This window comes from Streptomyces oceani, from assembly GCF_001751245.1.
GTDB classification, from domain to species: Bacteria; Actinomycetota; Actinomycetes; order Streptomycetales; family Streptomycetaceae; genus Streptomyces; species Streptomyces oceani.
The window spans coordinates 38581-62209 of record NZ_LJGU01000123.1; the positions used below are offsets into that span (position 1 = coordinate 38581).

22 protein-coding genes are annotated in these 23629 nt (G+C 71.2%); 14 read left to right on the forward strand and 8 right to left on the reverse strand.

The features are described from left to right. The first annotated feature begins 186 nt into the window (after window positions 1-186). The 3 genes from AN216_RS12975 to AN216_RS12985 all read left to right on the forward strand — a co-directional run bounded on the left by AN216_RS12975 (window position 187) and on the right by AN216_RS12985 (window position 3100). Window positions 187-1194 carry a recombinase family protein gene (locus tag AN216_RS12975; RefSeq protein WP_070196826.1) on the forward strand — a complete coding sequence of 336 codons (1008 nt, stop codon included), beginning with the start codon at window positions 187-189 and terminating at the stop codon, window positions 1192-1194. A 218-nt stretch (window positions 1195-1412) separates the two neighbouring features. Next, complete coding sequence (locus AN216_RS12980; RefSeq protein ID WP_070196827.1) at window positions 1413-2423, forward strand: helix-turn-helix transcriptional regulator; 1011 nt, start codon at window positions 1413-1415, stop codon at window positions 2421-2423. Between the two features lie 461 nt (window positions 2424-2884). Next, a complete protein-coding gene (locus tag AN216_RS12985; protein ID WP_070196828.1) occupies window positions 2885-3100 on the forward strand; it encodes a hypothetical protein in 216 nt (71 codons plus the stop codon). A gap of 153 nt (window positions 3101-3253) precedes the next feature. On the opposite strand, the gene AN216_RS12990 is transcribed toward AN216_RS12985, so the two are convergent. Next, entirely contained in the window at window positions 3254-4270 is a 1017-nt protein-coding gene (locus AN216_RS12990; RefSeq protein WP_079166540.1) for a phosphatase PAP2 family protein, read from the reverse strand. Window positions 4271-4736: 466 nt separating this feature from the next. Here AN216_RS12990 and AN216_RS12995 point away from each other — a divergent pair, with 466 nt between their 5' ends. After that, window positions 4737-6392, forward strand: coding sequence for an MFS transporter (locus AN216_RS12995; protein WP_070196829.1), 1656 nt, complete (start codon window positions 4737-4739; stop codon window positions 6390-6392). A 38-nt stretch (window positions 6393-6430) separates the two neighbouring features. Further along, a complete protein-coding gene (locus AN216_RS13000; protein WP_070196830.1) occupies window positions 6431-7636 on the forward strand; it encodes an acyl-CoA dehydrogenase family protein in 1206 nt (401 codons plus the stop codon). Between the two features lie 716 nt (window positions 7637-8352). Here the strand turns inward: AN216_RS13000 and AN216_RS13005 are convergent. Further along, window positions 8353-8799: a cell division protein SepF gene (locus AN216_RS13005; protein WP_070196831.1), complete on the reverse strand. Its 447-nt coding sequence runs from the start codon at window positions 8797-8799 to the stop codon at window positions 8353-8355. 319 nt (window positions 8800-9118) lie between these two features. Here AN216_RS13005 and AN216_RS28200 point away from each other — a divergent pair, with 319 nt between their 5' ends. From AN216_RS28200 to AN216_RS13020, 3 genes are all read left to right on the forward strand, one after another. Beyond that, the gene (locus tag AN216_RS28200; RefSeq protein WP_070196832.1) at window positions 9119-10351 is read left to right on the forward strand and encodes a DUF5685 family protein; all 1233 of its coding nucleotides are present in this window, start codon (window positions 9119-9121) and stop codon (window positions 10349-10351) included. Between the two features lie 131 nt (window positions 10352-10482). Beyond that, a complete protein-coding gene (locus tag AN216_RS13015; RefSeq protein ID WP_079166542.1) occupies window positions 10483-11634 on the forward strand; it encodes a slipin family protein in 1152 nt (383 codons plus the stop codon). Window positions 11635-12608: 974 nt separating this feature from the next. Continuing rightward, the gene (locus tag AN216_RS13020; protein WP_070196833.1) at window positions 12609-13679 is read left to right on the forward strand and encodes a S1 family peptidase; all 1071 of its coding nucleotides are present in this window, start codon (window positions 12609-12611) and stop codon (window positions 13677-13679) included. A gap of 137 nt (window positions 13680-13816) precedes the next feature. Here the strand turns inward: AN216_RS13020 and AN216_RS13025 are convergent, their stop codons facing one another. Together AN216_RS13025 and AN216_RS13030 are read right to left on the reverse strand one after the other, a co-directional pair. Further along, window positions 13817-14857 carry an aspartate-semialdehyde dehydrogenase gene (locus AN216_RS13025; protein ID WP_070196834.1) on the reverse strand — a complete coding sequence of 347 codons (1041 nt, stop codon included), beginning with the start codon at window positions 14855-14857 and terminating at the stop codon, window positions 13817-13819. 158 nt (window positions 14858-15015) lie between these two features. After that, the gene (locus AN216_RS13030) at window positions 15016-15816 is read right to left on the reverse strand and encodes a metallophosphoesterase family protein (protein ID WP_070196835.1); all 801 of its coding nucleotides are present in this window, start codon (window positions 15814-15816) and stop codon (window positions 15016-15018) included. 89 nt (window positions 15817-15905) lie between these two features. On the opposite strand from AN216_RS13030, the gene AN216_RS13035 reads away from it, so the two are divergent. Beyond that, window positions 15906-16715, forward strand: coding sequence for a GNAT family N-acetyltransferase (locus AN216_RS13035; RefSeq protein WP_070196836.1), 810 nt, complete (start codon window positions 15906-15908; stop codon window positions 16713-16715). 188 nt (window positions 16716-16903) lie between these two features. Beyond that, window positions 16904-18091 (forward strand): methyltransferase domain-containing protein, encoded by a 1188-nt coding sequence (locus AN216_RS13040; protein ID WP_212732699.1) that lies wholly within the window; start codon window positions 16904-16906, stop codon window positions 18089-18091. A 66-nt stretch (window positions 18092-18157) separates the two neighbouring features. Here AN216_RS13040 and AN216_RS13045 read toward each other — a convergent pair whose 3' ends face one another. Both AN216_RS13045 and AN216_RS13050 read right to left on the reverse strand, forming a co-directional pair. Next, window positions 18158-18811 (reverse strand): class I SAM-dependent methyltransferase, encoded by a 654-nt coding sequence (locus tag AN216_RS13045; protein ID WP_070196838.1) that lies wholly within the window; start codon window positions 18809-18811, stop codon window positions 18158-18160. Window positions 18812-18879: 68 nt separating this feature from the next. Then, complete coding sequence (locus tag AN216_RS13050) at window positions 18880-19455, reverse strand: TetR/AcrR family transcriptional regulator (protein WP_070196839.1); 576 nt, start codon at window positions 19453-19455, stop codon at window positions 18880-18882. 85 nt (window positions 19456-19540) lie between these two features. Between AN216_RS13050 and AN216_RS13055 the strand changes: the two genes are divergently transcribed. Beyond that, window positions 19541-20593, forward strand: a complete 1053-nt coding sequence (locus AN216_RS13055; protein WP_070196865.1) for a zinc-binding dehydrogenase — start codon at window positions 19541-19543, stop codon at window positions 20591-20593. Window positions 20594-20613: 20 nt separating this feature from the next. Here AN216_RS13055 and AN216_RS13060 read toward each other — a convergent pair whose 3' ends face one another. Both AN216_RS13060 and AN216_RS13065 read right to left on the reverse strand, forming a co-directional pair. Beyond that, a complete protein-coding gene (locus tag AN216_RS13060) occupies window positions 20614-20988 on the reverse strand; it encodes a hypothetical protein (RefSeq protein ID WP_070196840.1) in 375 nt (124 codons plus the stop codon). A gap of 89 nt (window positions 20989-21077) precedes the next feature. Then, window positions 21078-21512, reverse strand: coding sequence for an ATP-binding protein (locus AN216_RS13065; RefSeq protein ID WP_070196841.1), 435 nt, complete (start codon window positions 21510-21512; stop codon window positions 21078-21080). Between the two features lie 157 nt (window positions 21513-21669). Between AN216_RS13065 and AN216_RS13070 the strand changes: the two genes are divergently transcribed. The 3 genes from AN216_RS13070 (at window position 21670) to AN216_RS13080 (ending at window position 23599) form a co-directional block, all read left to right on the forward strand. Continuing rightward, the gene (locus AN216_RS13070) at window positions 21670-22524 is read left to right on the forward strand and encodes a helix-turn-helix domain-containing protein (RefSeq protein WP_070196842.1); all 855 of its coding nucleotides are present in this window, start codon (window positions 21670-21672) and stop codon (window positions 22522-22524) included. Further along, a complete protein-coding gene (locus tag AN216_RS13075; RefSeq protein WP_070196843.1) occupies window positions 22521-22742 on the forward strand; it encodes a DUF397 domain-containing protein in 222 nt (73 codons plus the stop codon). Before AN216_RS13070 ends, AN216_RS13075 begins: the two co-directional genes overlap by 4 nt. Before the next feature lie 80 nt (window positions 22743-22822). Then, on the forward strand, window positions 22823-23599 hold the full coding sequence (locus AN216_RS13080) for an SDR family NAD(P)-dependent oxidoreductase (RefSeq protein WP_070196844.1): 777 nt from the start codon (window positions 22823-22825) through the stop codon (window positions 23597-23599). The last annotated feature ends 30 nt before the right edge of the window (window positions 23600-23629 follow it).

The following is a 23629-nucleotide window of genomic DNA, read 5'->3' on the forward strand; positions in this document are numbered from 1 at the left end:
CCCCAGCGCCAGCCAAGGGCCAGAGTTGTACGCGGGGCTACTCTCACAAACGGTCCTTTGCGCGAGCAAGATCAATCCCGGGCCGCCGGACCCCCGCCGGACCCGGATTCACTCGCAGAACCCGTTCTCACTCAAAAGCGGGGCGGACCCCCTTGTGAGACTTGCATTGTGCGAAAATCCGGGCTCATGACGGACCCTCAGCAGCCTTCCCCGAACGACCGGTCGGACGCCGACGACGTCGAACAGCACGCCTGTCCGAAGTGTGACGCCCAGCCCGGATCGCCCTGCCGCTCGCGCGGCGGCGCGGTTGCCTCCGCCTACCACACCCGCCGCTTCACCATGGTGCCCCGGCTGAAGAAGGCGCTGCGGGTGCCGACCCCGGCCGACCGCGGCCCGGGCCGGCCGTGGCGGCCGGGCACCCCGCCGCCGACGTCGGCCGACCCGGACCTGCCGAGCGCGGACATCCGCATCGGATACGCGCGGTGCTCGACCCTCGGGCAGGAACTCGACTCCCAGCTCGACGCGCTCAGCAAGCACGGCATCCCGAGGGAGAAGATCTTCAGCGAGAAGATCAGCACCCGCGTCCGCGTCCGCCCCCGGTTCGAGGAGGCACTGAGGACGGCGCGGGAGGTCAAGGCGCACGCCCCGCACTGCCGAGTCATCTTCACCGTGTACGAGATGAAGCGGCTCGGGCGGGACGCCGCCGAGCTGACTGCGCTCGCCGACCACCTAACCGCGCACGGCCTGGTGCTGGAGATGCTGGCCGGGCCCTTGCCCGGCATCTACGACCCCACCGGGCCGGGAAAGCTGCTGTTCGCGTTCTTCGCCGCGATGGCGGAGACCGAGCGGGAGAACATTCGGGAGTCGACGCTGGAGGGGCTCGACACCGCGGCCCGCAAGGGCAAGCACGGCGGCCGGCCGCCGGTCATCACCGAGGACATGCTGCATACCGTGCTGCGGCGCCGCGCGGGCGGCGAGCCCGTTGAGCAGATCCAGCCCGATCTGATCATCCCCACCGGCAAGCGCAAGGGTCAGAACCCCTCCGTCGCCAGCATCTACCGGGCACTCGCCGAGCACGAGAAGCGGGCGGCGTACCCGGAAGCCGTCGAACAGGCCCGCGCCGACTTCGCCGCCCTCGCTGGCAGCGAGGTTCCTGAACCTCGTACAGAAGCCAAGGCCCTAACGACACGCTGAGTTACTTGTCACTTCGCGGCAGCTTCGGGAGAACAGGGCCAGGTCGGCCGTCGTCACGCCGTACTTCACCTGCGCCAACGAGCTGGCGCTCGAGGTGGAGACCGGGCGCGCGGACTGACGGCGCACCGGCACGTGACGTCGTACGCCCGTCGCCTGGTGCACGGGTCCGCTCCCCATCGCGGACGGTTGCTGTCCGCAGGGGGTGCCAGACTTCCGGCATGCGTGAGACATCGGCACGGCTCCTGCGACTGCTGTCGCTGCTCCAGACACACCGCGAGTGGTCCGGCGGCGCTCTCGCCGAACGGCTGGGCGTGACCCCCCGCACCGTTCGCCGTGACGTGGACCGGCTACGCGGGCTCGGCTATCCCGTGCACTCCAGCACCGGCGTCACCGGCGGCTACCAGTTGGGGGCGGGCGCGGAGTTGCCGCCGTTGCTGCTGGACGACGACGAGGCCGTCGCGGTCGCCGTGGGGCTGCGGGGCGCCGCCGGCCTGGGGGTGCGGGGGCTCGAGGAGGCTTCCGTGCGAGCGCTCGCCAAGCTGGAACAGGTGTTGCCGCACCGGCTGCGCCGCAGGGTCGGGGCGCTGCACACCTACACGGTGCCGATGGAGCGGGAGCAGCACGGTACGGCGGTCGACCCCGGCGTCCTCACCGAGATCGCGCACGCCTGTCGGGACCGCCAGCGACTGCGCTTCACCTATCACCGGCACGACGGCACCGAGTCCCGGCGCGGCGTGGAGCCGTACCGACTGGTGAGCACGCACCGACGCTGGTATCTGGTCGGCTACGACCTCGACCGGATCGACTGGCGTACCTACCGCGTAGACCGGATCACCCTGCGGCCGCCACACGGACCGTGCTTCAGTCCCCGTACGCCGCCGGCTGAGGACCTGGCCGGCTGGGTCTCCTCGGGGATCTCCACCCGGGTCTATCCGGAGCAGGCGGAGGTGTTGCTCCGGGTGCCCCTGGAGCGGGTGGCGGCACGGGTCTCGCCGCTGGCCGGCAGTCTCGAGGCGGTGGACTCGGGCAGCTGCCTGCTGCGTACGGGGGCACACTCCCTGGATCTCATCGTGATCCACCTCCTGCTGCTCGGCTACGACTTCGAGGTGCGCGAACCGGGCGCGCTGGAGGTACGGATGCGGGAGCTGCGGGACCGACTGACCCGGTCGTTGACGCGGCCGGACGCGCACGGAGAAGCACCGGAAGGCGAAGCCGAACAGCGGGCGTGAATTCCGCCCGGGCATCAGGCGGGCCGTCGTGTCGAGCCCGTGGTTCGCGTAATTCTCCAAGGCGGTGAACTTCCGTTGCGGACTTCTTTGGGGGCGGCCGCGCATTCCCGCATTCAGGGACTCGGGGGGAGCCGTCGTAAGTCCTGTGGCGGCCCGTCGGATTATCCGAAAGGGTGGTTGGCAGCTGTGACACAAGTGTGACGCGGGAAGGACGCGACCAGAACTCCACTCCGTGGCCGAGCCTCTTCGTGTGATCTGCGCCGCACCGGTGGCGGGCCTTCCGCGGGCGGCGTGAAGGCGGGTCGGACACGGCCCGATGACCCGCTTCCGGTCCGTTCCCCTAGAATATTTGTCATGCCTCCGCCCGGGAGGAATCGGACGGAACGCCGTACACGGCACACAGGACGCAAGCAGTCAGGTAACCGCCACCGCACCCCCGGTGGCCCCTCGTGAGGAGCCCGATGGCACCCGACCCCGCAGGCGCGGACACCCCCCAGGACGACACCGAGGGCTACGTCGGCCTGCTGGCCGAGACGGCCGAGCAACGTGCCCGGGAACGAGGCTGGACCACCGTACGGGCGGTCGCCCCGGACGCCATCATCACCATGGAGTACCTCTCCGGGAGGATCAACTTCGCCGTGCGCGAGGGGGCCGTGGTCCGTTGCTGGAAGGGCTGACGGGCAGCACGGCTGACCGGGTGGTGCGGCTGACGGGCAGTATGGCTGACGAGGCCATGGGCTGACGCACCGCCGGACCGAGGCGGTGTTACGTCGCACCGCCGGGCCCGCGGTGCGACTACCAGCCCGCAGTCCGGGACGTGGCGCCTCGGCTCAGCCCGCGTGCGGCCCGAACCGCGCGGTGCTCGGCTGCATCGTGCGCTCTGGCGTGCTCCGTCGGCCGCCCCCGCTGGCGCTGTTGGCGCTGCCTGATCCCGCCCGTACCGTGTGCGGCCGGCTGGCGTGGTGCGCGCGGGTCGCGGGCGCGGGTGTGGGACTCCCGCGTTCAGTCGTGCTCGCCGCGGGCGCGGCGCCCGGGTCGGGAGTGGCCGTGTCGTCGTGCTGCGGCGCCGAGCGCACGGCGACCGGCCGTAGTGGTTCCGCCGTCCGCCCCCGGGCCGTACGCAGCCGCTCGCGGTACTCCAGGACGGTGTTCTCCACCCGGGCGATGGCGGGCTCACACCAGGGGAGCCCGAGGAGGATCAACAGACCGGCCGCCCAGCCCAACAGCACGTCACTGACCCAGTGCGTGCCCAGGTAGACGGTGGTCGCCCCGACGCCCAGCGCGAAGAAGGCCGCGAGCAGCGAGAGCATGCGACGGGCTCGTGGCGTGCTCGCGAGGTAGGCCAGGATGCCCCAGGTCACCACGGCGTTGGCGGTGTGCCCGGACGGGAATATGTCCCCGCCGGCGAACAGCTCCGCGGACCCCACCTCAGTGGCGTAGTGCGGGCCCAGCCGCCCCAGGCCGATCTTGACCGCGCCGACGGAGACGTTCAGCAGCAACAGCGAGGTCCCCAGCACCAGCAGGGGGCGCAACGTCCGCTGCCGCCAGGAGCGCCAGCCCAGCCAGGCTGCGACCAGCACCGCGGTCGGCGCGCGCTGGCCGAGCACCACGAAGTAGTCCAGGAAAGCGTGGTACTCCGGCCACTGCTTGTACGGCCGGAACAGCATCACCTGCCAGTCCACCCGCACCAGTTGGGACGTGACGAGGACCGCGACGACGATGGCCGCGTAAAGCAGCACGGTGGTGCCGAACAACGCCTTGCGGGTTCGGCTCATCCGCGGGACATCGCGGACGCTCGGTCGCTCGGGCTCTTGCTCGAGCCTGGCGAGGAATCGCTCGGTACGCACCTAATCGACGTTACAACGCCGCCGAGAGGCCAACGTCCTGGTCACCGCCTTTGTGATGACGATGTGATGTGGCCCTGGCCACCCCCACGGACATTTAGCCGGGCATTATCGGGGTTGTCCTGGGGATTCCTCGCGGCGTCGGAAGACGGGGCCGTGGAGTCGGCCACCCGTGGAAATGGAAGAAGCCGGATTGCGTTCATGGAACTTTAATACCGAATTCCCGAACGAGATTCCCCCGTTCGGGTCGTCGGAGGTCGACCGACGTCGTCGACCGACAGAAGCACCCACCCTCTGTGGCCTCCCGATCACGGTCGTAGGGTGAGACGTGCCACGCGACGGCGCCGAGGTCTCGCGTACGCTATCGCCCACCTGCCCGTTGGATGGACCGGGCCGGGCCCGCAGCGGAGCGCCCCGGCATTTCCCCACGGTCCCCAGCGCCGGTGCGGGCGCAAGAGGAGGTGCGTACATGTCCGGCACGAGCACGGCCGGAACCGGAAGGGCCGCTCACGTCCCCGGGCAACGAGACTCCCCGCCCCCCGCTGCCGGTTCCCCCAACCGCTGGACCGTGCTGGTCGTCCTCTGTACGAGCCTGCTGCTGGTGGCGCTGGACGCCACCGTGCTGCACGTCGCGGTGCCGGCCGTCTCGGCGCACCTGCGCCCCGGTCCGAACCAGCTGCTGTGGATCGTCGACAGCTACCCGCTCGTGTGCGCCTCCTTCCTCATACTCTTCGGCACCCTCGGGGACCGTGTCGGACGGCGCAGGGTCCTGCTCTACGGATACGCCCTCTTCGCCGCGGCCTCCGCGCTCGCCGCGTACGCCCACACCCCGGAACTGCTCATAGCCGCCCGCGCGTTGCTCGGCATCGGCGGAGCCATGATCATGCCGGCGACGTTGTCCATCCTGAGGCAGGTCTTCCCAGACCGCCGTGAGCGCGCGCTGGCGGTCGGCATCTGGAGTTCCGTCGCCGCCGTGGGGGCCGCCGTCGGACCGCTGTTCGGGGGCCTGCTCCTGGAACACTTCTGGTGGGGATCGGTCTTCCTGATCAACATCCCGCTGATGGCGGCGAGCCTGCTCGCCGGCCGGCTCCTCCTGCCCGAGTCCACCGGGGGCGCCAAGGGACCGTGGGACGTGCTGGGCGCCACCCTGGCCGCCGCCGGGCTGTTCGGCCTGATCCTCGGGGTCAAGCACGCGGGCACCGGCAGCCCGCTCGCTCCGGAGGCGCTGCTGCCGCTCGCCGCCGGAGCGGCGTTGCTGATCCTTTTCGTACGCCGACAGCGCCAGCGTGAGTACCCGCTGGTGGACCTCAGTGAGATCGCCCGCCCGGCCTTCGGCACCGCCGTCGGCTGCATCGTGCTCACCGTGCTCGCGCTCGTCGGGCTCGCGCTGATCGCCGCGCAGTACCTCCAACTGGTGCTCGGTCTCTCGCCCCTGGAGACCGGGCTGCGCCTGCTGCCGCTCTCCGTCGCCGCGGTCGCCGCCGGTCTCGTCGGCTCGCGGCTGCTGCAACGCCTCGGCCCGCGCCTGATGGTCGCGCTCGGCTTCCTGTTGACCGCGCTCGCCGTACTGTTCCTCACCACCCTGGGCCTGGAGGACCGGCCGGCCGTCCTCGCCGGCGGCTTCGTGCTGCTCGGCTTCGGCCTGGAGACGACGCTTTTCGGCTGCTACGAGTCGATGCTCAGCGAGTCCTCCGCGGATCGGGCCGGCGGCGCAGCCGCGGTCGGTGAGACCGCCTACCAGCTCGGCGCGGGCCTGGGCATCGCCGTCCTCGGCACCATCATGAACGCCGCCTACGCGCCGGGCGTACGGAACGCCCCCGGCGTGCCCGGCGAGGCCAGAGGCGCCGCGAGCCACTCACTCGGCGAGGCGTACGGCGTCGCCGCCCGGCTGGGCGATCCGGCCGGTGGCACGCTGCTGCGCGCGGCTCGAGAGGCGTTCGTACACGGTCTCCACGTGACGCTCACCGTCAGCGGCGTCCTGCTGCTGCTCGGTGCGCTAGCCGCGCTGCGATTGCCACGCTCGATGGGGTGTACGGACCGGGACGCGCCGGCCCGCTCCGGGGACCGTTCCCCGCGTGCGGCCGGCGACGGGACCCTCTTGTCCACCGGGATCACCCGGCCGTAACGTCACCGGCGAAGCGCGACGATCATCCGGAGGCTCGTATGTCCCGCACGTCCGGCACGTCAGGGTTGCCGCCGTTCGACCCCACCGATCCGCTGGGCGTCGAGGAGCTGCTGGACCCGGAGGACCTCGCGGTCCGGGACACCATGCGCGCCTGGGCGGCCGACCGGGTGCTGCCGCACGTCGCCGAGTGGTACGAGCGGGGTGAGCTGCCCGGCGTTCGGGAGCTGGCCCGGGAGCTGGGCGCCCTGGGCGCTCTGGGCATGTCCCTGAGCGGGTACGGCTGCGCCGGCGCCTCGGCGGTGCAGTACGGCCTGGCCTGCCTCGAACTGGAGGCCGCGGACTCCGGCGTGCGCTCGCTGGTCTCGGTGCAGGGCTCGCTGGCGATGTACGCCATCCACCGGTTCGGCAGCGAGGAGCAGAAGCGGGAGTGGCTGCCGCGGATGGCCTCGGGTGAGGTCATCGGCTGCTTCGGGCTGACGGAGCCGGACCACGGCTCCGATCCCGCCGGCATGCGCACGTACGCCCGGCGGGACGGTGAGGACTGGCTCCTCACGGGCCGCAAGATGTGGATCACCAACGGTTCGGTGGCCGGTATCGCGGTGGTGTGGGCCCGTACGGAGGACGGCGTCCGCGGCTTCGTCGTACCCACCTCCTCGGCCGGGTTCAGCGCTCCGGAGATCAAGCACAAGTGGTCCCTGCGGGCTTCGGTGACCAGCGAGTTGGTGCTGGACGAGGTGCGCTTGCCCGGCGACGCCGTACTGCCCGAGGCGGTCGGCCTGCGGGGGCCGCTGAGCTGCCTGAGTCACGCCCGCTACGGCATCGTGTGGGGCTCGATGGGCGCGGCGCGCGCCAGCTTCGAGGCGGCGCTGGACTACGCGCGCACCCGCGAACAGTTCGGGAAGCCGATCGGTGGCTTCCAATTGACCCAGGCGAAGCTCGCCGACATGGCCGTGGAGCTGCACAAGGGCATCCTGCTGGCGCACCATCTCGGCCGTCGGATGGACCAGCGGCGGCTGCGACCGGAGCAGGTCAGCTTCGGCAAGCTGAACAACGTCCGGGAGGCGATCGCGATCTGCCGCGAGGCCCGTACCATCCTCGGCGCGAACGGCATCTCGCTGGACTACCCGGTCATGCGGCATGCCACCAACCTGGAGTCGGTGTTGACCTACGAGGGCACCACCGAGATGCACCAACTCGTGTTGGGCAAAGCCCTGACCGGTATCGAGGCGTTTCGCGGCGACTGACCCGCGGCGCGCGAGGGGCGCGCGTATCCGTGGACGGTGAACTGCGACGTGCCGTTGTCGGGGCGCTTGGCGAACTCGGACGAAGCGCCGACTGGCGTGACCGGGCGGACGCCGGTCACAGCCTGGCCGGGTTCGCCAGACGGTGAAGCGAGGAACCGTTGCCGGGACTCGTACTCGATCCCCGTGACACCCTCGTCACCCTGCGGACGGCGGAGGGCTTGCTCCGGCGAGGGGACCGGGCCGGGCTGGGGATGGTCGCGTCGGCGCTGGCGGTCGCCAACGACGGCACGCCGAGTGGATACACACCGCGATCGTCGACGTCCTCGGCATCTTCTCGGACGACCTGGGCGAGGCGTTACGGCTCCGCGAGGAGATGTCGGTCGACACCGACGACCGTGTTGCCCGCGGAGCCCGTCGGCTGCAGGAGAATCCGGCGGAGATCGATCCCGTTTCTCGACCCTCGTAGCGGCTGGTTGCGGCAGCGACACCACCTCCACCGTCCCGCTCGGGGCGCGTGCGGGCGGCGAAGCGTCGCGTGCCGGCCGGGTGTGGACGCCTGTCCTGGTCTGGTCGCCCACGGGCGATCAGACCCCCTCCTCCGCCACAAGCGGCGGACTTCCGCCAACCATGCCCGGAAACCGCGAGCGGCCGGGGCGCGGCAGTGGGTGCGCGACGTGCGAGCCCGCCGGGGGATGGTGCTCCCCTCGGCGGGCCCGTCAGCTCTGGTTGAAGAATCCGCCCTCGCCGGCGCGGCGGGCCTCGCCGCCGACAATCTGGTAATCGGCGGGAGTCAGGAGGAAAACCCGCGTGGCCACCCGCTCGATGTCGCCGCGCAGTCCGAAGATGAGACCCGCGCAGAAATCCACGACGCGTTTGGCGTCCGCCGACTCCATAGCCGTGAGATTCACGATCACCGGGACTCCGTCCCGGAAGAGTTCCCCGATTCCGCGGGCGTCTCGGAAACCGTCCGGCGTGACCGTGGCGATCCGGGTGCCCTGGTCCTGCGCGGCTTCCGCCGCCACTCGGACCCGGGGGTCCGTCACCCATGATTCGCGGGCGGCGTCACCGGGCTCCGGTCCCTCGGCGTATTCGTCGTCGTAGTAACGCATCTCACTGTCGTCGACGAGGCCCAGCCAGGCACTCGCCTTGCGCACCGATCCCATGAACGCCTCCTCTCCTCCGCGTCGCGGCTCGCTACGTGTTGATCGCGGCACACCACCGCGTGTCCCGCAATCCTATGGTCCTGTACGACGCGGTGGATGTGCCAAGTGGATTGCCGCCACCGGCGACATTCACAAGGGTTTCACGTGGCCAATATATGCCGTCGGATCAGGCATCTTTCCATACCGGCATGCTGACGGAACGACAGATTCTCGATCCGTCCAGGTGGGTGGCGCACGCGGACATCCGGGTGACCCGCCCTGGGCCTCTTCCACGTAAGGTGAGGTCCGCGCCATGCAAGAACGGGGGAACGGGAGAACGATGTTCGGAATCATCAGGCCCTGCCGTCACCGACTCGGTAACGAACTGAGGACCTCATGGATGGCTCATCTGTGCGGACTCTGCCTCGCGCTGCGTGGAGACCACGGACAGTTCGCCAGAGTGGTCACGAACTATGACGGCCTCGTCGTCTCCGTGCTGACGGAGGCCCAGACCGGAGTGGCCGGCGACGGGCGCCGTACCGCCGGCCCCTGCCCGCTGCGTGGGATGCGTACGGCCTCGGTCGCGCGGGGCGAGGGTGCGCGGCTGGCCGCCTCGGTGTCGCTGGTGTTGGCGTCAGCGAAGACCCGCGACCACATCAGCGACCAGGACGGGCTGCTGGGGCGGCGCCCGGTCGCCGCGGCCGCGCGCCGGGTCGCCGCGGGATGGGACCGGGCGGGCGCCCGTACGGGAGCGGACCTCGGCTTCGACACCGCCGTCCTGGTCGAGGCGGTGGATCGGCAGCCCTCGATCGAGGCGGTTACCGGCCCTGGTACGTCCCTGCTCGCGGTGACCGAACCCACCGAGACGGCGACCGCGGCGGCCTTTGCGCACACCGCGATGCTCGCGGGGCGGCCGGGGAACGCGGAACCCCTGGCCGAGGCGGGGCGACTGTTCGGTCGACTCGCGCACCTCCTGGACGCCGTCGAGGATCTGACGGCCGATGAGCAGGCCGGCGCCTGGAACCCGATCGCTGCCACCGGCGCCACCCCCGCACAGGTGCGGCGGCTGTGCGACGACGCGGTGCACGGCGTGCGACTGGCGTTGCGGGACGTGGAGTTCGTGGAGGGGAAGCTCGCTCACGTACTGCTCGCGCACGAGTTGGAGCAGAGCGTGCACCGGGCCTTCGGGGCCGCCTGTGCGCACGGTACGCCACCCGACGGGAACCCGTACGGCGGCGGGAACCCGTACGGCGGGAACCCGTACGCTCAGCAGGGGCAACCGAACCAGCGGGGACAGCGGCGCCGACAGTCTGGCGACCCCGGCTACCCGGCGGACGGCGGCTGGGGCGGTGGTTCCGGTGACGGCGGCGGTGGTGGCTGGGGCGGCTCGGGCTCGGGCGGCTCCAGTGGCCGACGCGGGCTGATCGCGGGCTGCGGCGTCTTCCTGTCGCTGTTCTGCACCTGCCGGATGTGCTGCAAGGAAGAGTACGAGGGGCCCTGGAGTCGCAAGACGCGACACGGCTGCTGTCACTACTGCGAGTGCTGCGAGTGCTGCTCGTGTTGCGACTGCTGAGACGACGCCCCGGCCCGTAGGGGCCGCCTCGTACGGGTCGGCGCTGGAGAAGCGTTTGTTCCTCTTGTCGGAATTCGACCGAGCGGTCCCCTGGGTTTACCTTTGTCGATATACGGACATTGGGGGCCGTCATGGTGGTGGAACTGGTCTCGGTAGCGCTCGGCGGCGGAGCTGTCTACGTCGTGGCGGCGGCCCGGGTGGTGAAGCAGTACGAGCGGGGGCTGGTGTTCCGGCTGGGGCGGGTGCTGGGCGGGGTGAAACAACCGGGGTTCACCATGATCATCCCGGGCGTGGACCGTCTCCACAAGGTCAACATGCAGGTCGTGACCCTGCCGGTGCCAGCCCAGGAGGGCATCACGCGAGACAACGTCACGGTTCGGGTGGACGCGGTGGTGTACTTCAAGGTGGTCGACCCGGCGGACGCCATCATCCGGGTCGAGGACTACCGTTTCGCGGTCTCCCAGATGGCGCAGACCGCGCTCCGTTCGATCATCGGCAAGAGCGAGCTGGACGACCTGCTCTCCAACCGGGAGAAGCTGAACCAGGGTCTGGAGCTGATGATCGACAGCCCGGCCGTGGAGTGGGGGGTCACGATCGACCGGGTGGAGATCAAGGATGTGTCCCTGCCCGAGACGATGAAGCGGTCGATGGCCCGGCAGGCCGAGGCGAACCGGGACCGTCGGGCGCGGGTGATCAACGCCGACGCGGAGCTGCAGGCGTCCAAGAAGCTGGCGCAGGCGGCCACCGCGATGTCCGAGACTCCCGCCGCCCTGCAACTGCGGCTGCTGCAGACTGTCACCACGGTCGCCACCGAGAAAAACTCCACCCTGGTGCTTCCGTTCCCGGTCGAGCTGCTGCGCTTCCTGGACCGTTCGCAGCAGAACCCGCAGCCCCAGCAGCCCCGGCAGGCGCCGTCCACGCCCCCGGCGGTCGCCTCGGAGGAGCCGAGCGGCCAGCCGGGGATCGCCGACTCCGCCGGGGGCGAGACACCGGAGGTACGGGGCGCGGACGAGGCAAGGCTGGCGGAGTTGACGGGGTTGACGGAGCAGTCGCTCGCGGAGGGTGGCGCATCGCGGAAGGGGGGCGAGCAGCCGCCCGTGGAATCCGCCGGGCCCGCTGAGTCGGTCGTACCGGTGGAGCCACTGCCCTTGGACCCACAGCCGGAGCCGTCCACGGAACCGGAGCCGTCCACGGAACCGGAGCCGTCCACGGGACCGGAGCCGTCCACGGAGTCCGGGTCGCGCGAGCGGGAGGAGCGCCAGCGGCGCGGTCGGGGGGAGTGACTGTCCTCGGCGGGACGGTCTCCGTGGCGCTCGCCGGCTGAGGGACGGAGCCACCGCGGACGAGGACGCGACGGGGCCGCGTTCCACGCGGCGAGCGCGCGGTGCTCGGCTTCCATGGCGCCTCCCTTGGCCAGCGGTGGCAGCAAGAAGCCTCGCCGCCTGTAGACCTGGGGACGCGGAGAGGCTGAGGCGGATTGACGTATGTGCGGGCATGCACAGAGCGGGTCGAGGATGGAACACTGCTCGGTCGCGTGCCGGTCGGGGGCTGTTGGCTGGGCGGCTCATGCCAAGTGGTGGCCTGAGGCATCTGGTGGGTGAGGGCTGCTGTCGGGGGTGCCCGTAGGGGTGGGGTGTATTGCAGAGGGTGGGGGCGTGCGGCAGGACGGGGGTGGTTGCTTCCGTCCGATCACGGCGGCGATGGGCCAGCCGGTGATGGCCCGGCCCCGCGGGTGAGATGGGCAGGACGAGATGTGGTCCGTGGTTGGCTCTCCGTTTGCGGGTGACGCTCTGCGGCACGGGCTGCTGGTTGTGGTACGTGGATGCTCCGTTCATGCCGAGGTGTGGCGTGGGGGAACACACGTGAAGGGGCGAGGCGTCCTATATTTCCTCATCTACACGATGTGGAGTCGATTTTGGCGAGTAACCCCTTAGGGGTGAAAGCCGGTTCCCCGCGCCCTTTGTGCGCGTAGGGGCGGGTGGCGACAGTCCGTACGCCCCCGGATGCTCGAACTCGCCCGGAAGTTTCGGTCCGAAGCTGACATGTGCGGCGCAAGTCCCGGAAATACTCCCGGAATACGGGGACTGACGCACCATTACCGGACGGGCTCTGCCCTTGGTCTTGTGTGTTAACTGCCCGTCGCGCAATACTCACGCCCAAGTTGGCATGGACGCATCCTTCGCGGGGTGCGGTGTGTCATACGTCCTCCGGGCCCGCTCCGACTGAGTGAGCTCATACCCCCACTGGAGGCAGACAGTTGAGACACAACCGTCGCATATCCAAGCGCCGTGTCGCCGTTGCCGGCACCAGCGTGGCCGCCCTTGTCGCTGGAGCGCTCACCTTCTCCAGCGCCAACGCCTCTGAACCCGCGTCAGCTGACACCCTCTCGTCCTCGGCTGCCACCACCCTCGCCCAGGAGATCACCTCGGAGATCAAGGGTGACGCCGGTGCGTACTACGACGCCGAGGCGAAGAAGCTCGTGGTGAACGTGGTGGACGCCGCGGCCAAGGACAAGGTGCAGGAGACCGGGGCCGAGGCCAAGGTCGTCGACCACACCATGAAGCAACTGACCTCGGTCAAGAAGTCGATGACCGAGAACGACATGGTCGGCACCTCGCGGGCCATCGACCCGAAGACCAACAAGGTCGTCATCACGGCGGACAAGACGGTCAAGGGTGAGAAGCTCGCCAAGCTGAAGAAGCAGGTGGCGGCGCAGGACGGCAAGGCCGTACTGAAGCACACCGACGGCAAGTTCACCACCCGGATCGCCGGTGGTGACGCCATCTACGGCGGCGGCTCCCGCTGTTCGCTCGGCTTCAACGTCACGGTGAACGGTCAGCCCGGCTTCCTGACCGCGGGCCACTGCACCAACGAGGTCACCAGCTGGTCCGACTCGCAGGGCGGTGGCGAGATCGCGGCCACCGAGGGCGGTAGCTTCCCGGACAACGACTACGGTCTGGCGATGTACACCGCGGACACCGACGCCCCGAGCGAGGTCAACCTCTACGACGGCAGCACCCAGGCCATCTCCGGCGCGGGTGAGGCCACGGTCGGCCAGACCGTGACGCGTAGCGGCAGCACCACGCAGGTGCACGACGGTGAGGTGCTGGCGGTCGACGCGTCGGTCTCCTACCCGCAGGGCACCGTCAACGGACTCATCCACACCAACGTGTGTGCCGAGCCCGGTGACAGCGGTGGCGCCCTCTTCGCCGGCGACAAGGCGCTGGGTATGACCTCCGGTGGCAGCGGTGACTGCTCCGCCGGCGGTGAGACCTACTTCCAGCCGGTGGGCGAGGCCCTCGACGCCTATGGCGCGCAGATCGGCTGACCACTGGCCGTATCGCAACGCGAGGGACCCCCGGTTCGCCGGGGGTCCCTTCGTACGTGCCGTCCGGGGCACTGGCCCCGTACGCTCGCCGGTCGCGCTCGGTGCCCAGCGCTCTCCCGCACCGGGCCGGACGGTCCTCAGCGCGCCTCGGCGGCCACCAGTTCCGCGATCTGCACGGTGTTCAGCGCCGCGCCCTTGCGCAGGTTGTCGTTGCTGAGGAAGAGGGACAGGCCGTTCTCCACCGTCTCGTCCGTACGGATACGGCCCACGTAGCTGGCGTCCCGGCCGGCGGCCTGCAACGGGGTGGGGATCTCGGACAGCTCCACGCCTGGCGCTGCGGCCAGCAGCTCGCGCGCCCGCGCCGGACTCAGCGCCTCGGCGAAGCGGGCGTTGACCTGCAGCGAGTGGCCCGTGAAGACCGGCACCCGCACGCACGTACCAGACACCAGCAGCTCCGGGATGTCCAGGATCTTCCGGCTCTCGTGCCGGAGCTTCTGCTCCTCGTCGGTCTCCTCCAGGCCGTCCTCCACGATCGAACCGGCCATCGGCAGCACGTTGAACGCGATCGGCCGCTTGTACGCGTCCGGCTCGGGGAAGTCGACGGCGTCCCCGCCGAAGGTCAGCTGCCCGGCGCCGCTCTCCACCGCCTTGCGGGCCTGCTCCTCCAGCTCCGCGACCCCGGCGAGACCGCTCCCGGAGACCGCCTGGTACGACGCGACCACCAGCGAGGTCAGTCCGGCCGCGTCGTGCAGCGGTCGGAGCACCGGCATGGCGGCCATGGTGGTGCAGTTCGGGTTCGCGATGATGCCTTTGGGCCGCCGGCGGGCCGCCAGCGGATTGACCTCCGAGACCACCAGCGGGACCTCGGGGTCCAGCCGCCAGGCGGACGAGTTGTCGATCACGACCGGGCCCTGTGCCGCTACCTTCTCGGCCAGCGCCCTGGAGGTCGTGCCGCCGGCCGAGAACAGCACGATGTCCAGGCCGGAGTAGTCCGCCGCCGTCGCGTCCTCGACCGTGACCTCCACGGCCTCGCCGCCACCGCGCCAGCTGAGCGTACGACCCGCGCTGCGGGCGGAGGCGAACAGTCGCAGCTCGTCGACCGGGAACTTCCGCTCCGCCAGAATCTCCCGCATCACGCCACCGACCTGGCCGGTGGCTCCGACGATCCCGATCCTCATGCGTCTCCTTCAGCAGTCCCTGCTCGTGGCTGGCCCAGGCTCATGCCCGGTTCATGCTCGCGGCCATTTCACGCTCGCGGCCGGTCCAGGTGCTCGTGCTCCTGGCATCCCTCTACCCTGCCCTGGTCCGGGCACCGCCGCCAAACCTTTGAGATCGGTCACACAGGGTGCTCGCCCGCCCGGCCGGCCACGCGCCCGTCCCCCGGGCTGAGGACGCCCAGGGCGTCCTCAGCGGAGTTCCGTGCGTACAGGAACTCCGTGGCCCACGCGTGCGCCTCCGGGAAGCCCGAGGTGGCGGCGATACGGTCCACCGCCGCCGCGTAGTCGTACGGCGTGCGCCGCAGACTCACCGCGTCACCGGGACCGAGCAGCGCCCAGTGCGCGCCGGGACGTCCGTAGGGCATGCCCACGCTGCCCGGGTTCACCGCGAGCCTCCCGTGCGTCAACCGTGCGTACGGCATGTGCGTGTGCCCGCACACCACGGCCGCCACCTCGTCCGGCACTTGGGCCAGCACCTGGGCCCACCGCTCGACCGAGGAGTCGACCAGCACCAACTCCTCGTCGGCACGTGGTGTCGCGTGGCAGAACAGCACCCGCCCCAGCCCCGTGATCCCCAGCTCCACGGTCGCCGGCAGTTCGGCGAGCAGCCGCACCTGGTCCGGGCGCAGCTGGTCCGCCGCCCAGGGGGCGATCGGGTCGGGGATGTCCGTACGCTCGGCGTGTCGGTACTCCACCAGCTCCCGGTCCGCGTTCCCGCGCAGCCACACCGCCCACTCGCCCAACTCGGCGAGCAGGTCCAGGGTCTCCACGGGCAACGGCCCGGCCGCGAGGTCCCCGGCCAGCACGATCCGGTCGGCGTCGCGCACCTCCGGCTCGTCCAACAAAGCCTCCAGGGCGGGCAGTACCCCGTGGATGTCGGACAGCACGGCGACGCGCTCGACGGTCTGGACTGTGGTCATGACCGACAACCTACCTTCGGCTCGGCTGCTCCGCGGAGGCGTGGAAAACCCCTTGCCGTCGGCCCGCGCGCGCTGGTCCGCTGGTGCCCATGGACCCGGACGCGCTCCTCACCGACTTCGACGTCCAGCTGCGACAGCGCGCCCGGGGCGGCGCGGGCGCCGACACCGAGCAGATCGGGGGAGTCGTACGCCTCACCGCCGGGCCCGGCCGTTGGTCGGGGGTCGTCTGGTCGGATCTGGACGAGGGCACCGCCGACCGGGCCATCGCCGCGCAGGTCCGCCACTACGCCGTCCGGGAGCGGGAGTTCGAGTGGAAGCTCTACGCCCACGACGAGCCGGCGGACCTCGGCGCGCGGCTGCGCGCGGCCGGCTTCCGACCGGAGCCGAGGGAGACGGTGATGGTCGCCAACGTGGCCGAGTTGGCCACCGAGGTCGTGCTGCCCGAGGGCGTACGGCTGCGTCCGGTGACCGACCCGGACGCCGTGGAACCGCTGGCGGAGGCACACGCGGCGGCCTTCGGGACCGGGCGGCCGGAACTGGCCGAGGAACTGCGCGCCCAGCTCGCGGGGGAGCCGGAAACCGTCGCGATGGTGGTGGCGACCGCGCGGGGTCGTCCGGTCTCCGGCGCCCGGGTCGAACTGCCGCCGCACGCCGACTTCGCCGGCCTCTGGGGCGGCGGCACGGCGCCGGCCTGGCGGGGCTGCGGCATCTACCGCGCGCTGGTCGCCTACCGTGCCCGAATCGCCGCCGAGCGCGGCTACCGCTACCTGCACGTCGACGCCTCCGAGCAGAGCCGCCCCATCCTGCGACGGCTCGGCTTCATCCCGCTGACCACCACCACGCCGTACGTCCATCGACCGCCCGGCATCGCCAACGCGCCCGCCGCGCAGCTCGGTTAGGATGAGCCCATGCAGCAGTTCTTCTTCCACCTCGGCTGAGGTCCCGTCGGCGGACGCGGACGATCCCGCCGCCGGCGAGGCGGGGCGGCGTAAGGCCGTCCCGAGCCTTGACGTGGGAGAAAACGATCAACTATGCGCCTCAGCGCTCTCTTTCTCACCGCACCGCGTCCCGGCACGCCCGCCGTCCCGTGACGGCGGCGCGCCTGGTGGCGCGATGCGTACGCGGACTCGAGGCCACGGTGGCCGCGGAGGTCCTGGACCGTGGACTCGGTACGATCACCTGGCTCGGGCACCGTGAGGTGCACTTCCGCACGGGTGGCCGGAGCGGCACCGCCGATCCGGCCGGGCCGGCCCGACTTCGCACCGCGGACGACGTCTTCCTGCTGGCCGGTCGGATGCCGGACCCGGGGCCCGGGCGGCCCGAGCTGGCAGGGCTGACGCGGCTCGCGGAGGACGCCGAGTCGGCATTGGCCAGGCACGGGCGGGCTCCAGGCAGGCAGGGGCCTCCCAGCGGGATCGAGGTGTCGGCGTCCTTCCTGGGGAAGCGCCAGTTCACCCGGTTCGACGCTGAGGACACCGTCGGCCGGGCCGTGGCTCGGCGACTCGGGCGTGACTACCACTCCCGCCGGAACGACACCCGGCCACCGCCTGGTTGCCTCGGCTGGCGACTGACACTGGACGGCACGCACGCCACCCTGCTGCTGCGGCTGACGGAACGGCCGCTGCACCGGCGTCCGTACAAGCAGCGCACCATCCCCGGCACCCTGCATCCCCCGCTGGCCGCAGCGATGGCCAGGGATGCCGAGATCCAGGAGGGGCAGCGGGTGCTCGACCCCTGTTGCGGTGCCGGCACTCTCCTGATCGAGGCGCAACACGCCCGACCAGGCGCCCGCTATGTCGGCTTCGACCTGGACCCGGCGGCGCTACGGGCCGCGCGCGCGAACAGCGCGGGCCTCAGCAGGCACCAGCACCCCGGTGTCGGCGACCACCCGTCGCTTGACCTGGAGCACGCGGACGCGGCTCAACTCCCCTTGCCGGACGGCAGCGTGGACCGGGTGCTGTGCAACCCGCCGTGGGGAGGCCAGGTCGGAGCGGGCGGAGCCCTCACCGAGCGGCCGGAACTGTGGTGGGCGCAGCTGCGTCGGGTACTGGCCCCGGACGGCCAGGCGGTGCTGCTGCTGCCGGGGACCGACGGGCTCGGCGACGCGCTGAGGCAGCGACTCACGCCGGTGCAGGTGCGGCAGTTGAGGGTCTCCGGAGCGTGGGCGTACCTCGTGCGACTGCGGGCGGAGACCGCCCCGCGCCGGAAGGAACGACGACAGGGCGCGGGCGCGTCCGCGCGCGTGCCACCCGCACACCGCGGCCGGGGCGGCTGACCCGAACCGCTCCGATCGAAGGTGACGAGGCCGGTCCCGGAGCACGGTGGCTCACGGATCGGCCCGTCACCGCTCGGCCACCAGGGCGTATCGTTCGTCGGCCACCGGGCCACCCCACAACCGGGGCTCGTCGCCGAGCGGTTCGACACGCAGGCCGGAGACCAGCGGCCGTACGGCGGCGGCCAGCTCCGCCGCGCCGATCCCGCCGTGCCAGGGCAGCGCCTCGGCGCCCGGGACGTACGGCACCCCGCGCTGGCCCGCCTCCCGCCAACGGCCCTCCACCAGCACCAGCCGCCCGCCCGGTCGCAGCCGGGACACCCACTCGCGCAGCGCGGCCTGAGGATCGGGCAGTGTCCACGCCAGATGCCGGGACAGCAGGACGTCGAACCGCTGGGCTCCGGTGGGCGGCGCCATCGCGTCACCGACGAGGAAACCGCCGGGCAGCCCGGCGGCGGCCAGTTTCGCACGCGCCCGCTCGACCATGCGCGGCGCCAGGTCGACCCCGGTGACCCGGTGCCCGTCCGCCGCCAGCAGCAGGGACAGCGAGCCGGTGCCGCAGCCGAGGTCGAGGACGTCCACCGGCCCGGCCGGCAACCAGCCGCGCAGGGCAACTCTCCACGCGGCCCGGACGGGTTCGGCCCGCAGCCCGTGGTCCGGTTCCTCGTCGAACTCCGCCGCGGCGGCGTCCCAGTACGCGGTGATCGAGGTGCTGTCTCCCATACGCCGACTGTCGCACCCCGCACTGACATCCATAGGAACATCAATCCGCCCCGGTCCGCCGCGGTTTGCTATCGACGGGGCGAGGGCTCGGCCCGCACCAGGGCGCGCGCCAGTTCGGCGCTTGGTTCGAGGGTGTCGAGTGGGAGCGGCTGGGTGGCGAGAGCGCCCTCGTGCAGGACCAGGAGCCGGGTGGCGAGGGTGGCGGGGTGTGGACAGCCGGCCTCGGTGGCGAGTTCCTCGAACAGCCTCGACAGCCAGAGCTTCTGCTCCGTGGCGACGCGGTGCGCCGGGTGCGCGGGGTCGGGGAGTTCGGCCAGCGCGTTGACGAACGCGCAGCCCCGGGTGTTGCTCTCGCTCCAGGTCCGCAAGGCGTCGAAGGGCGCGGTGACCGCCTCGACCGGGTCGTCGCGGGCCTCGACGGCCGCGCTGACGTACGACCGCCAGCGCTGGTCGCGTATCGCGAGGTAGGTCGCCACGAGCTGGTCCTTCGAACCGAACTGGTTGTAGAGGGTCCGCTTGGTCACGCCCGAGTGCTCGGCGATCAGGTCCACGCCGACCGGGGTGATGCCGCGCTCGTAGAACAGCTCCTCGGCCGCCGCCGCGATACGCCGGCCGGCCGGTGTCATGGACTGTGCCTCCTGCATCGGACTCCCCTTTACCGATCGGTGTACACGGCGGTGTACGCTAGTGATGTTCACCGATCAGTATACGTACGAGGAGGTTCCCGTCATGAGCGTCGGAGAGACCATGCGCGCGATGCGGATCGCACGGCACGGAGGGCCGGAGGTCCTCACGCCGGCGGAGGTGGCCGTGCCCGAGCCGCATGCGGGGGAGGTGCTGGTGCGGGTCAGTGCCGTGGCGCTGAACAACACCGACCTGTGGACCCGGGAGGGTGCGTACGGCCGCCCGGGAGACCCGGAGGCGCCGTCCGGCTGGCGCGGCCCGATCACTTTCCCGCGTGTCCAGGGTGCCGATGTGGCCGGCCACGTCGTGGCGGTCGGCGCCGACGTGGACGCCAGCCTCCTCGGCCGCCGCGTGGTCGTCGACCCGGCGCTCTACGACGGCGAAGGTCCCGACGCGAACCCGGTCGGCCTGATGGGCAGCGAACGCGACGGCGGCTACGCCGAGTACGTGACCGCGCCGGCGGAGCGGGCGCACGACGTGACGGACTCCCCGCTCACCGACGAACAACTCGCCGCGCTACCGACCGCCTACGGCACCGCGCTGGGCATGATCGAGCGCGGCCGGCTGCGGGAGGGCGAGACGGCCCTGGTCTCGGGCGCGTCCGGCGGTGTCGGCCTCGCGCTGGTCCAGATCGCCCGTGCTCGTGGCGCGCGGGTGCTCGCGCTCAGCAGCGGCTCGAAGATCACCGCCGTACGAGAGGCCGGCGCGCAGGAGGTCATCGACCGCTACCGGGACGACCTCGCCGCCCGGCTACGGGCCGCCGCCCCGGAGGGCGTCGACGTCGCCCTGGATGTCGTCGCCGGAGACCTGCTGAGCGAGGGTCTGCCGCTGCTGCGTGAGAGCGGCCGGTGGGTGGTCGCCGGTGCGCTCGGCGGATACGACGTGGCCTTCGACGTACGGCGGCTCTACCTGCACAACGCGCAGGTGATCGGCTCCGCGATGCACACGCCCGCGCACTTCGACGGCCTCATGGAGCTGGCCCGGCGGGGCGAGATACAGCCCGTCATCGCCGCGAGCTTCCCGCTGGACGAGGCCGCCCGAGCGCAGGAGGAACTCGCCCGCAGGGGACACGTGGGAAAGATCGTGCTGCGGCCCTGACGGGCGCCTCTTGCTGGCGATCAGGCCGGGATCTGGCCGATGGCCAGCATCACGACGAACAGCACGAGAAGCGTGCCCAGGCCGATGCCGCCCGCCCGGGCACCCCCTCGGGGGAGGAACGTGGCGACGACGCTTACGAAGGTCGTCAGGGGCACCAGGACAAAGGCGATAAGGAGGAGAACCTCGTCGAATAGCGGGATCCGGATTCCGTCCTGGCAGGACTCACACGAGATCGCGAACAGCGGCCCCAGCACCCCGGTGAACCCGCCGACGAAGAGCACGAGCAGCGAGAGCAGCACCAGGCCGAGCCAGTCGGCGACGGAACGCCGGTGTTGTGGCGCGGAGCCGTTCGGGGCGGTGGCCGTGGTCTGCGGGATGCCGTCGATGTGGTCCATGCGAAGGACGGTAGGTCGCGGGGCAGTTGGTCGACATCCGCGCGCGTACTCAACGCGCGGGACGTCCGCCTGAGTACGTCGGGAGGCCGTCACGGCATGGCACACTCCGCCCAGACCGTCTTGCCGGGTGCGGGGCGCGGGTCCACGCCCCACCGGGTCGCGAGCGCCTCGACGACCAGCAGCCCGCGCCCCGACTCGGTCAGTACGCCCGGAGGTTGGGCCGGCACACCTTCCGGCGGCAGGTCGCCACGGACGTCGGTCACCTCGATCCGCAGCGTACGGCGATCCGGCCAGCGCAGCCGCAACCGGAAGTCCCGGCCGGGGAAGCGGGCATGCCGAGCGGCGTTGCCCGCCAGCTCCGAGACGAGGTGGCCCACGGTGTCCGAGAGTTCACAGTCGTACGGCCAGCCCCACTCGGCGAGTTGCTGCACCGCGAGGCGGCGGGCGAGCCGGGCGCCGCGCGGCGTGGAGGAGAGCTGGACGGCGAACTGCCCTTCCGTGGCGGGGTCGATGCGTGCGGTCATGTCGCTCAGCCTTTCCGACGCCTCCCGTGATGGAAAGTAGCGATGTTGGTACACGGGGTCACTGTCCGGATCGTTGTCCGGGCTTGTCCGGGTCGCCGAGCGTGACCTGGCGCCCAGCGCGGTGTTGTACAGGAAACGGCGCACACCGGAGGTGGGGATGACACGGGAAGCGGGACAGTCGGCGGGCGGCACGGACCTGCCCGTCGGCGAGGACGACACCACGGCCGTACTCAAGGCGGTGGGGCGGCTGGTGAAGCTGTGGCGGGAGCGGGACGGGATGACCCAGGCGGACCTCGGGTCCGCCATCGGGTACAGCGTGGAACAGGTCTCCTCGGTGGAGCGCGGCCGGCGCGTCCCGAAAGCGGAGTTCCTGGACCGGGCCGACGAGGCGCTCGGCGCCGGCGGCGTCATCGCCGGGATGCAGCAGGACGTCGCGCAGGCGCGGTATCCGAAGAAGGTGCGGGACCTGGCCAAACTGGAGGCGGAAACCGTCGAGCTGGGCGCCTACGCGAACCACAACCTGCACGGGCTGTTGCAGACCGAGGAATACACCCGGGCGCTGTTCGAGATGCGCAGGCCGACCTACTCGGAGGAGGAAATCGAGCAGCAGGTGGCGGCCAGGATGGCGCGACAGGAGATCATCCGGCGGTGCCCGGCGCCCATGCTCAGCTTCGTCCAGGAGGAAGTGACGCTGTACCGCCCGATCGGAGGGCGTGCGGCCCTGCGCCAGCAACTCGAACACCTGCTGGAGGTGGGGAGGTTGCGACACGTGAACATCCAGGTGATGCCCACGGAGCGGGAAGAGCACGCGGGGATGAGCGGACCCTTTCAGTTGCTCCGGCTCAAAGACGGCACGACGGTCGGGCATACGGAGATGCAGCTCACCAACCGACTGGTCACCAGCGCTCGCGAGGTACAGACGCTGGAAATGCGGTATGGCATTATCCGTGCGCAGGCTCTCACACCGCGTGAGTCGCTGGCCTTCATCGAGAAAGTCTGGGGAGAGAGATGACGCTGAAGCGCGCCGTACGGGACGACTCCGATCTCCGCTGGGTCAAGAGCAGTTACAGCAGCAACGACGGGCCAGAGTGTGTCGAGGTGGCGGCTACTGCCGACACGGTGCGGGTGCGGGACTCGAAGTGTGCTGCTGGGGCCAAGCTGGCGTTTCCCGAGGCTGGTTGGGTGGCGTTCGCCGCGTACGCCGCCGGTTTCGCGGATGCCGCGCGCTGAGCAGTCGTACGTAACCCGGCACAGCTGACCGTACGAAATCCGATTGCCCCGCCCGCGCGCGAGGCACGAGACTCGCCGCCATGCTGGATACGGGCCTTACCGACAAGGTCGTGCTGGTCACGGGCGCGGGCGCGGGCATCGGAGCGGCGACCGCGCGGGCCTTCGCCGCCCAGGGCGCCCGAGTGGCGGTGCATTTCCTGCCCGTGCCGGAGTCGCCACCCACCGAGGTGGCACACGAACTGCCGGATCGGGAGACCGCCCGGCGGCTCGCCGCCGAACTCCCCGGCGCCGTCGCGGTCGGGATGGACCTGGCCGAGGAGCACGCCGCCGCCGGGCTGTTGGACGAGGTGGAGCGGCGACTGGGGCCTGTGGACGTGCTGGTGAACAACGCCGCGCACTGCGCGAGCCCGGACACCATCGACACCCTCACCGCCGTCAGCCTCCAGCGGCACTACCGCGTCAACGTGACCGCGCCGGCCCTGCTGACCAGTGAACTGGCCCGCCGCCACGACCCGTCGCGGGAAGCCCCCTGCGTGGTCAACATCTCCACCGACGCCGCCCGTGCCTTCCCCGGACAACTTGGCTACGGCACCTCCAAGGCCGCACTGGAGGCCTTCACCCGGGGCGCGGCACTCGACCTCGCCGCCGTCGGCATCCGGGTCAACGCGGTGGCGCCCGGACCGGTGCAGACCGGCTGGATGGACGACGAACTACTCGCGCACGTACGGGACATCGTGCCGCTGGGCCGGGCGGGGGAGCCGGCGGAGATCGCGGACGCGGTGCTGTTCCTCGCCTCCCACCAGGCCCGGTTCGTCACCGGCCAGGTCCTCCAGGCGGCCGGCGGGCACGCGTTGTGAGCGCCACGCCGGCTCGCACGTTTGGCCGGC

Excerpts from the sequence above, each read along its gene's own strand:
- AN216_RS13025 (WP_070196834.1), bottom strand. The coding sequence starts at position 14,857 with ATGAGGATCGGGATCGTCGGAGCCACCGGCCAGGTCGGTGGCGTGATG.
- AN216_RS28200 (WP_070196832.1), top strand. The coding sequence starts at position 9,119 with ATGTTCGGAATCATCAGGCCCTGCCGTCACCGACTCGGTAACGAACTG.
- AN216_RS13015 (WP_079166542.1), top strand. The coding sequence starts at position 10,483 with ATGGTGGTGGAACTGGTCTCGGTAGCGCTCGGCGGCGGAGCTGTCTAC.
- AN216_RS12975 (WP_070196826.1), top strand. The coding sequence starts at position 187 with ATGACGGACCCTCAGCAGCCTTCCCCGAACGACCGGTCGGACGCCGAC.
- AN216_RS12985 (WP_070196828.1), top strand. The coding sequence starts at position 2,885 with ATGGCACCCGACCCCGCAGGCGCGGACACCCCCCAGGACGACACCGAG.
- AN216_RS13070 (WP_070196842.1), top strand. The coding sequence starts at position 21,670 with ATGACACGGGAAGCGGGACAGTCGGCGGGCGGCACGGACCTGCCCGTC.
- AN216_RS13050 (WP_070196839.1), bottom strand. The coding sequence starts at position 19,455 with ATGCAGGAGGCACAGTCCATGACACCGGCCGGCCGGCGTATCGCGGCG.
- AN216_RS13005 (WP_070196831.1), bottom strand. The coding sequence starts at position 8,799 with ATGGGATCGGTGCGCAAGGCGAGTGCCTGGCTGGGCCTCGTCGACGAC.
- AN216_RS12995 (WP_070196829.1), top strand. The coding sequence starts at position 4,737 with ATGTCCGGCACGAGCACGGCCGGAACCGGAAGGGCCGCTCACGTCCCC.
- AN216_RS13060 (WP_070196840.1), bottom strand. The coding sequence starts at position 20,988 with ATGGACCACATCGACGGCATCCCGCAGACCACGGCCACCGCCCCGAAC.
- AN216_RS13055 (WP_070196865.1), top strand. The coding sequence starts at position 19,541 with ATGAGCGTCGGAGAGACCATGCGCGCGATGCGGATCGCACGGCACGGA.
- AN216_RS13075 (WP_070196843.1), top strand. The coding sequence starts at position 22,521 with ATGACGCTGAAGCGCGCCGTACGGGACGACTCCGATCTCCGCTGGGTC.
- AN216_RS13030 (WP_070196835.1), bottom strand. The coding sequence starts at position 15,816 with ATGACCACAGTCCAGACCGTCGAGCGCGTCGCCGTGCTGTCCGACATC.
- AN216_RS13080 (WP_070196844.1), top strand. The coding sequence starts at position 22,823 with ATGCTGGATACGGGCCTTACCGACAAGGTCGTGCTGGTCACGGGCGCG.
- AN216_RS13035 (WP_070196836.1), top strand. The coding sequence starts at position 15,906 with ATGGACCCGGACGCGCTCCTCACCGACTTCGACGTCCAGCTGCGACAG.
- AN216_RS13045 (WP_070196838.1), bottom strand. The coding sequence starts at position 18,811 with ATGGGAGACAGCACCTCGATCACCGCGTACTGGGACGCCGCCGCGGCG.
- AN216_RS13000 (WP_070196830.1), top strand. The coding sequence starts at position 6,431 with ATGTCCCGCACGTCCGGCACGTCAGGGTTGCCGCCGTTCGACCCCACC.
- AN216_RS13065 (WP_070196841.1), bottom strand. The coding sequence starts at position 21,512 with ATGACCGCACGCATCGACCCCGCCACGGAAGGGCAGTTCGCCGTCCAG.
- AN216_RS12980 (WP_070196827.1), top strand. The coding sequence starts at position 1,413 with ATGCGTGAGACATCGGCACGGCTCCTGCGACTGCTGTCGCTGCTCCAG.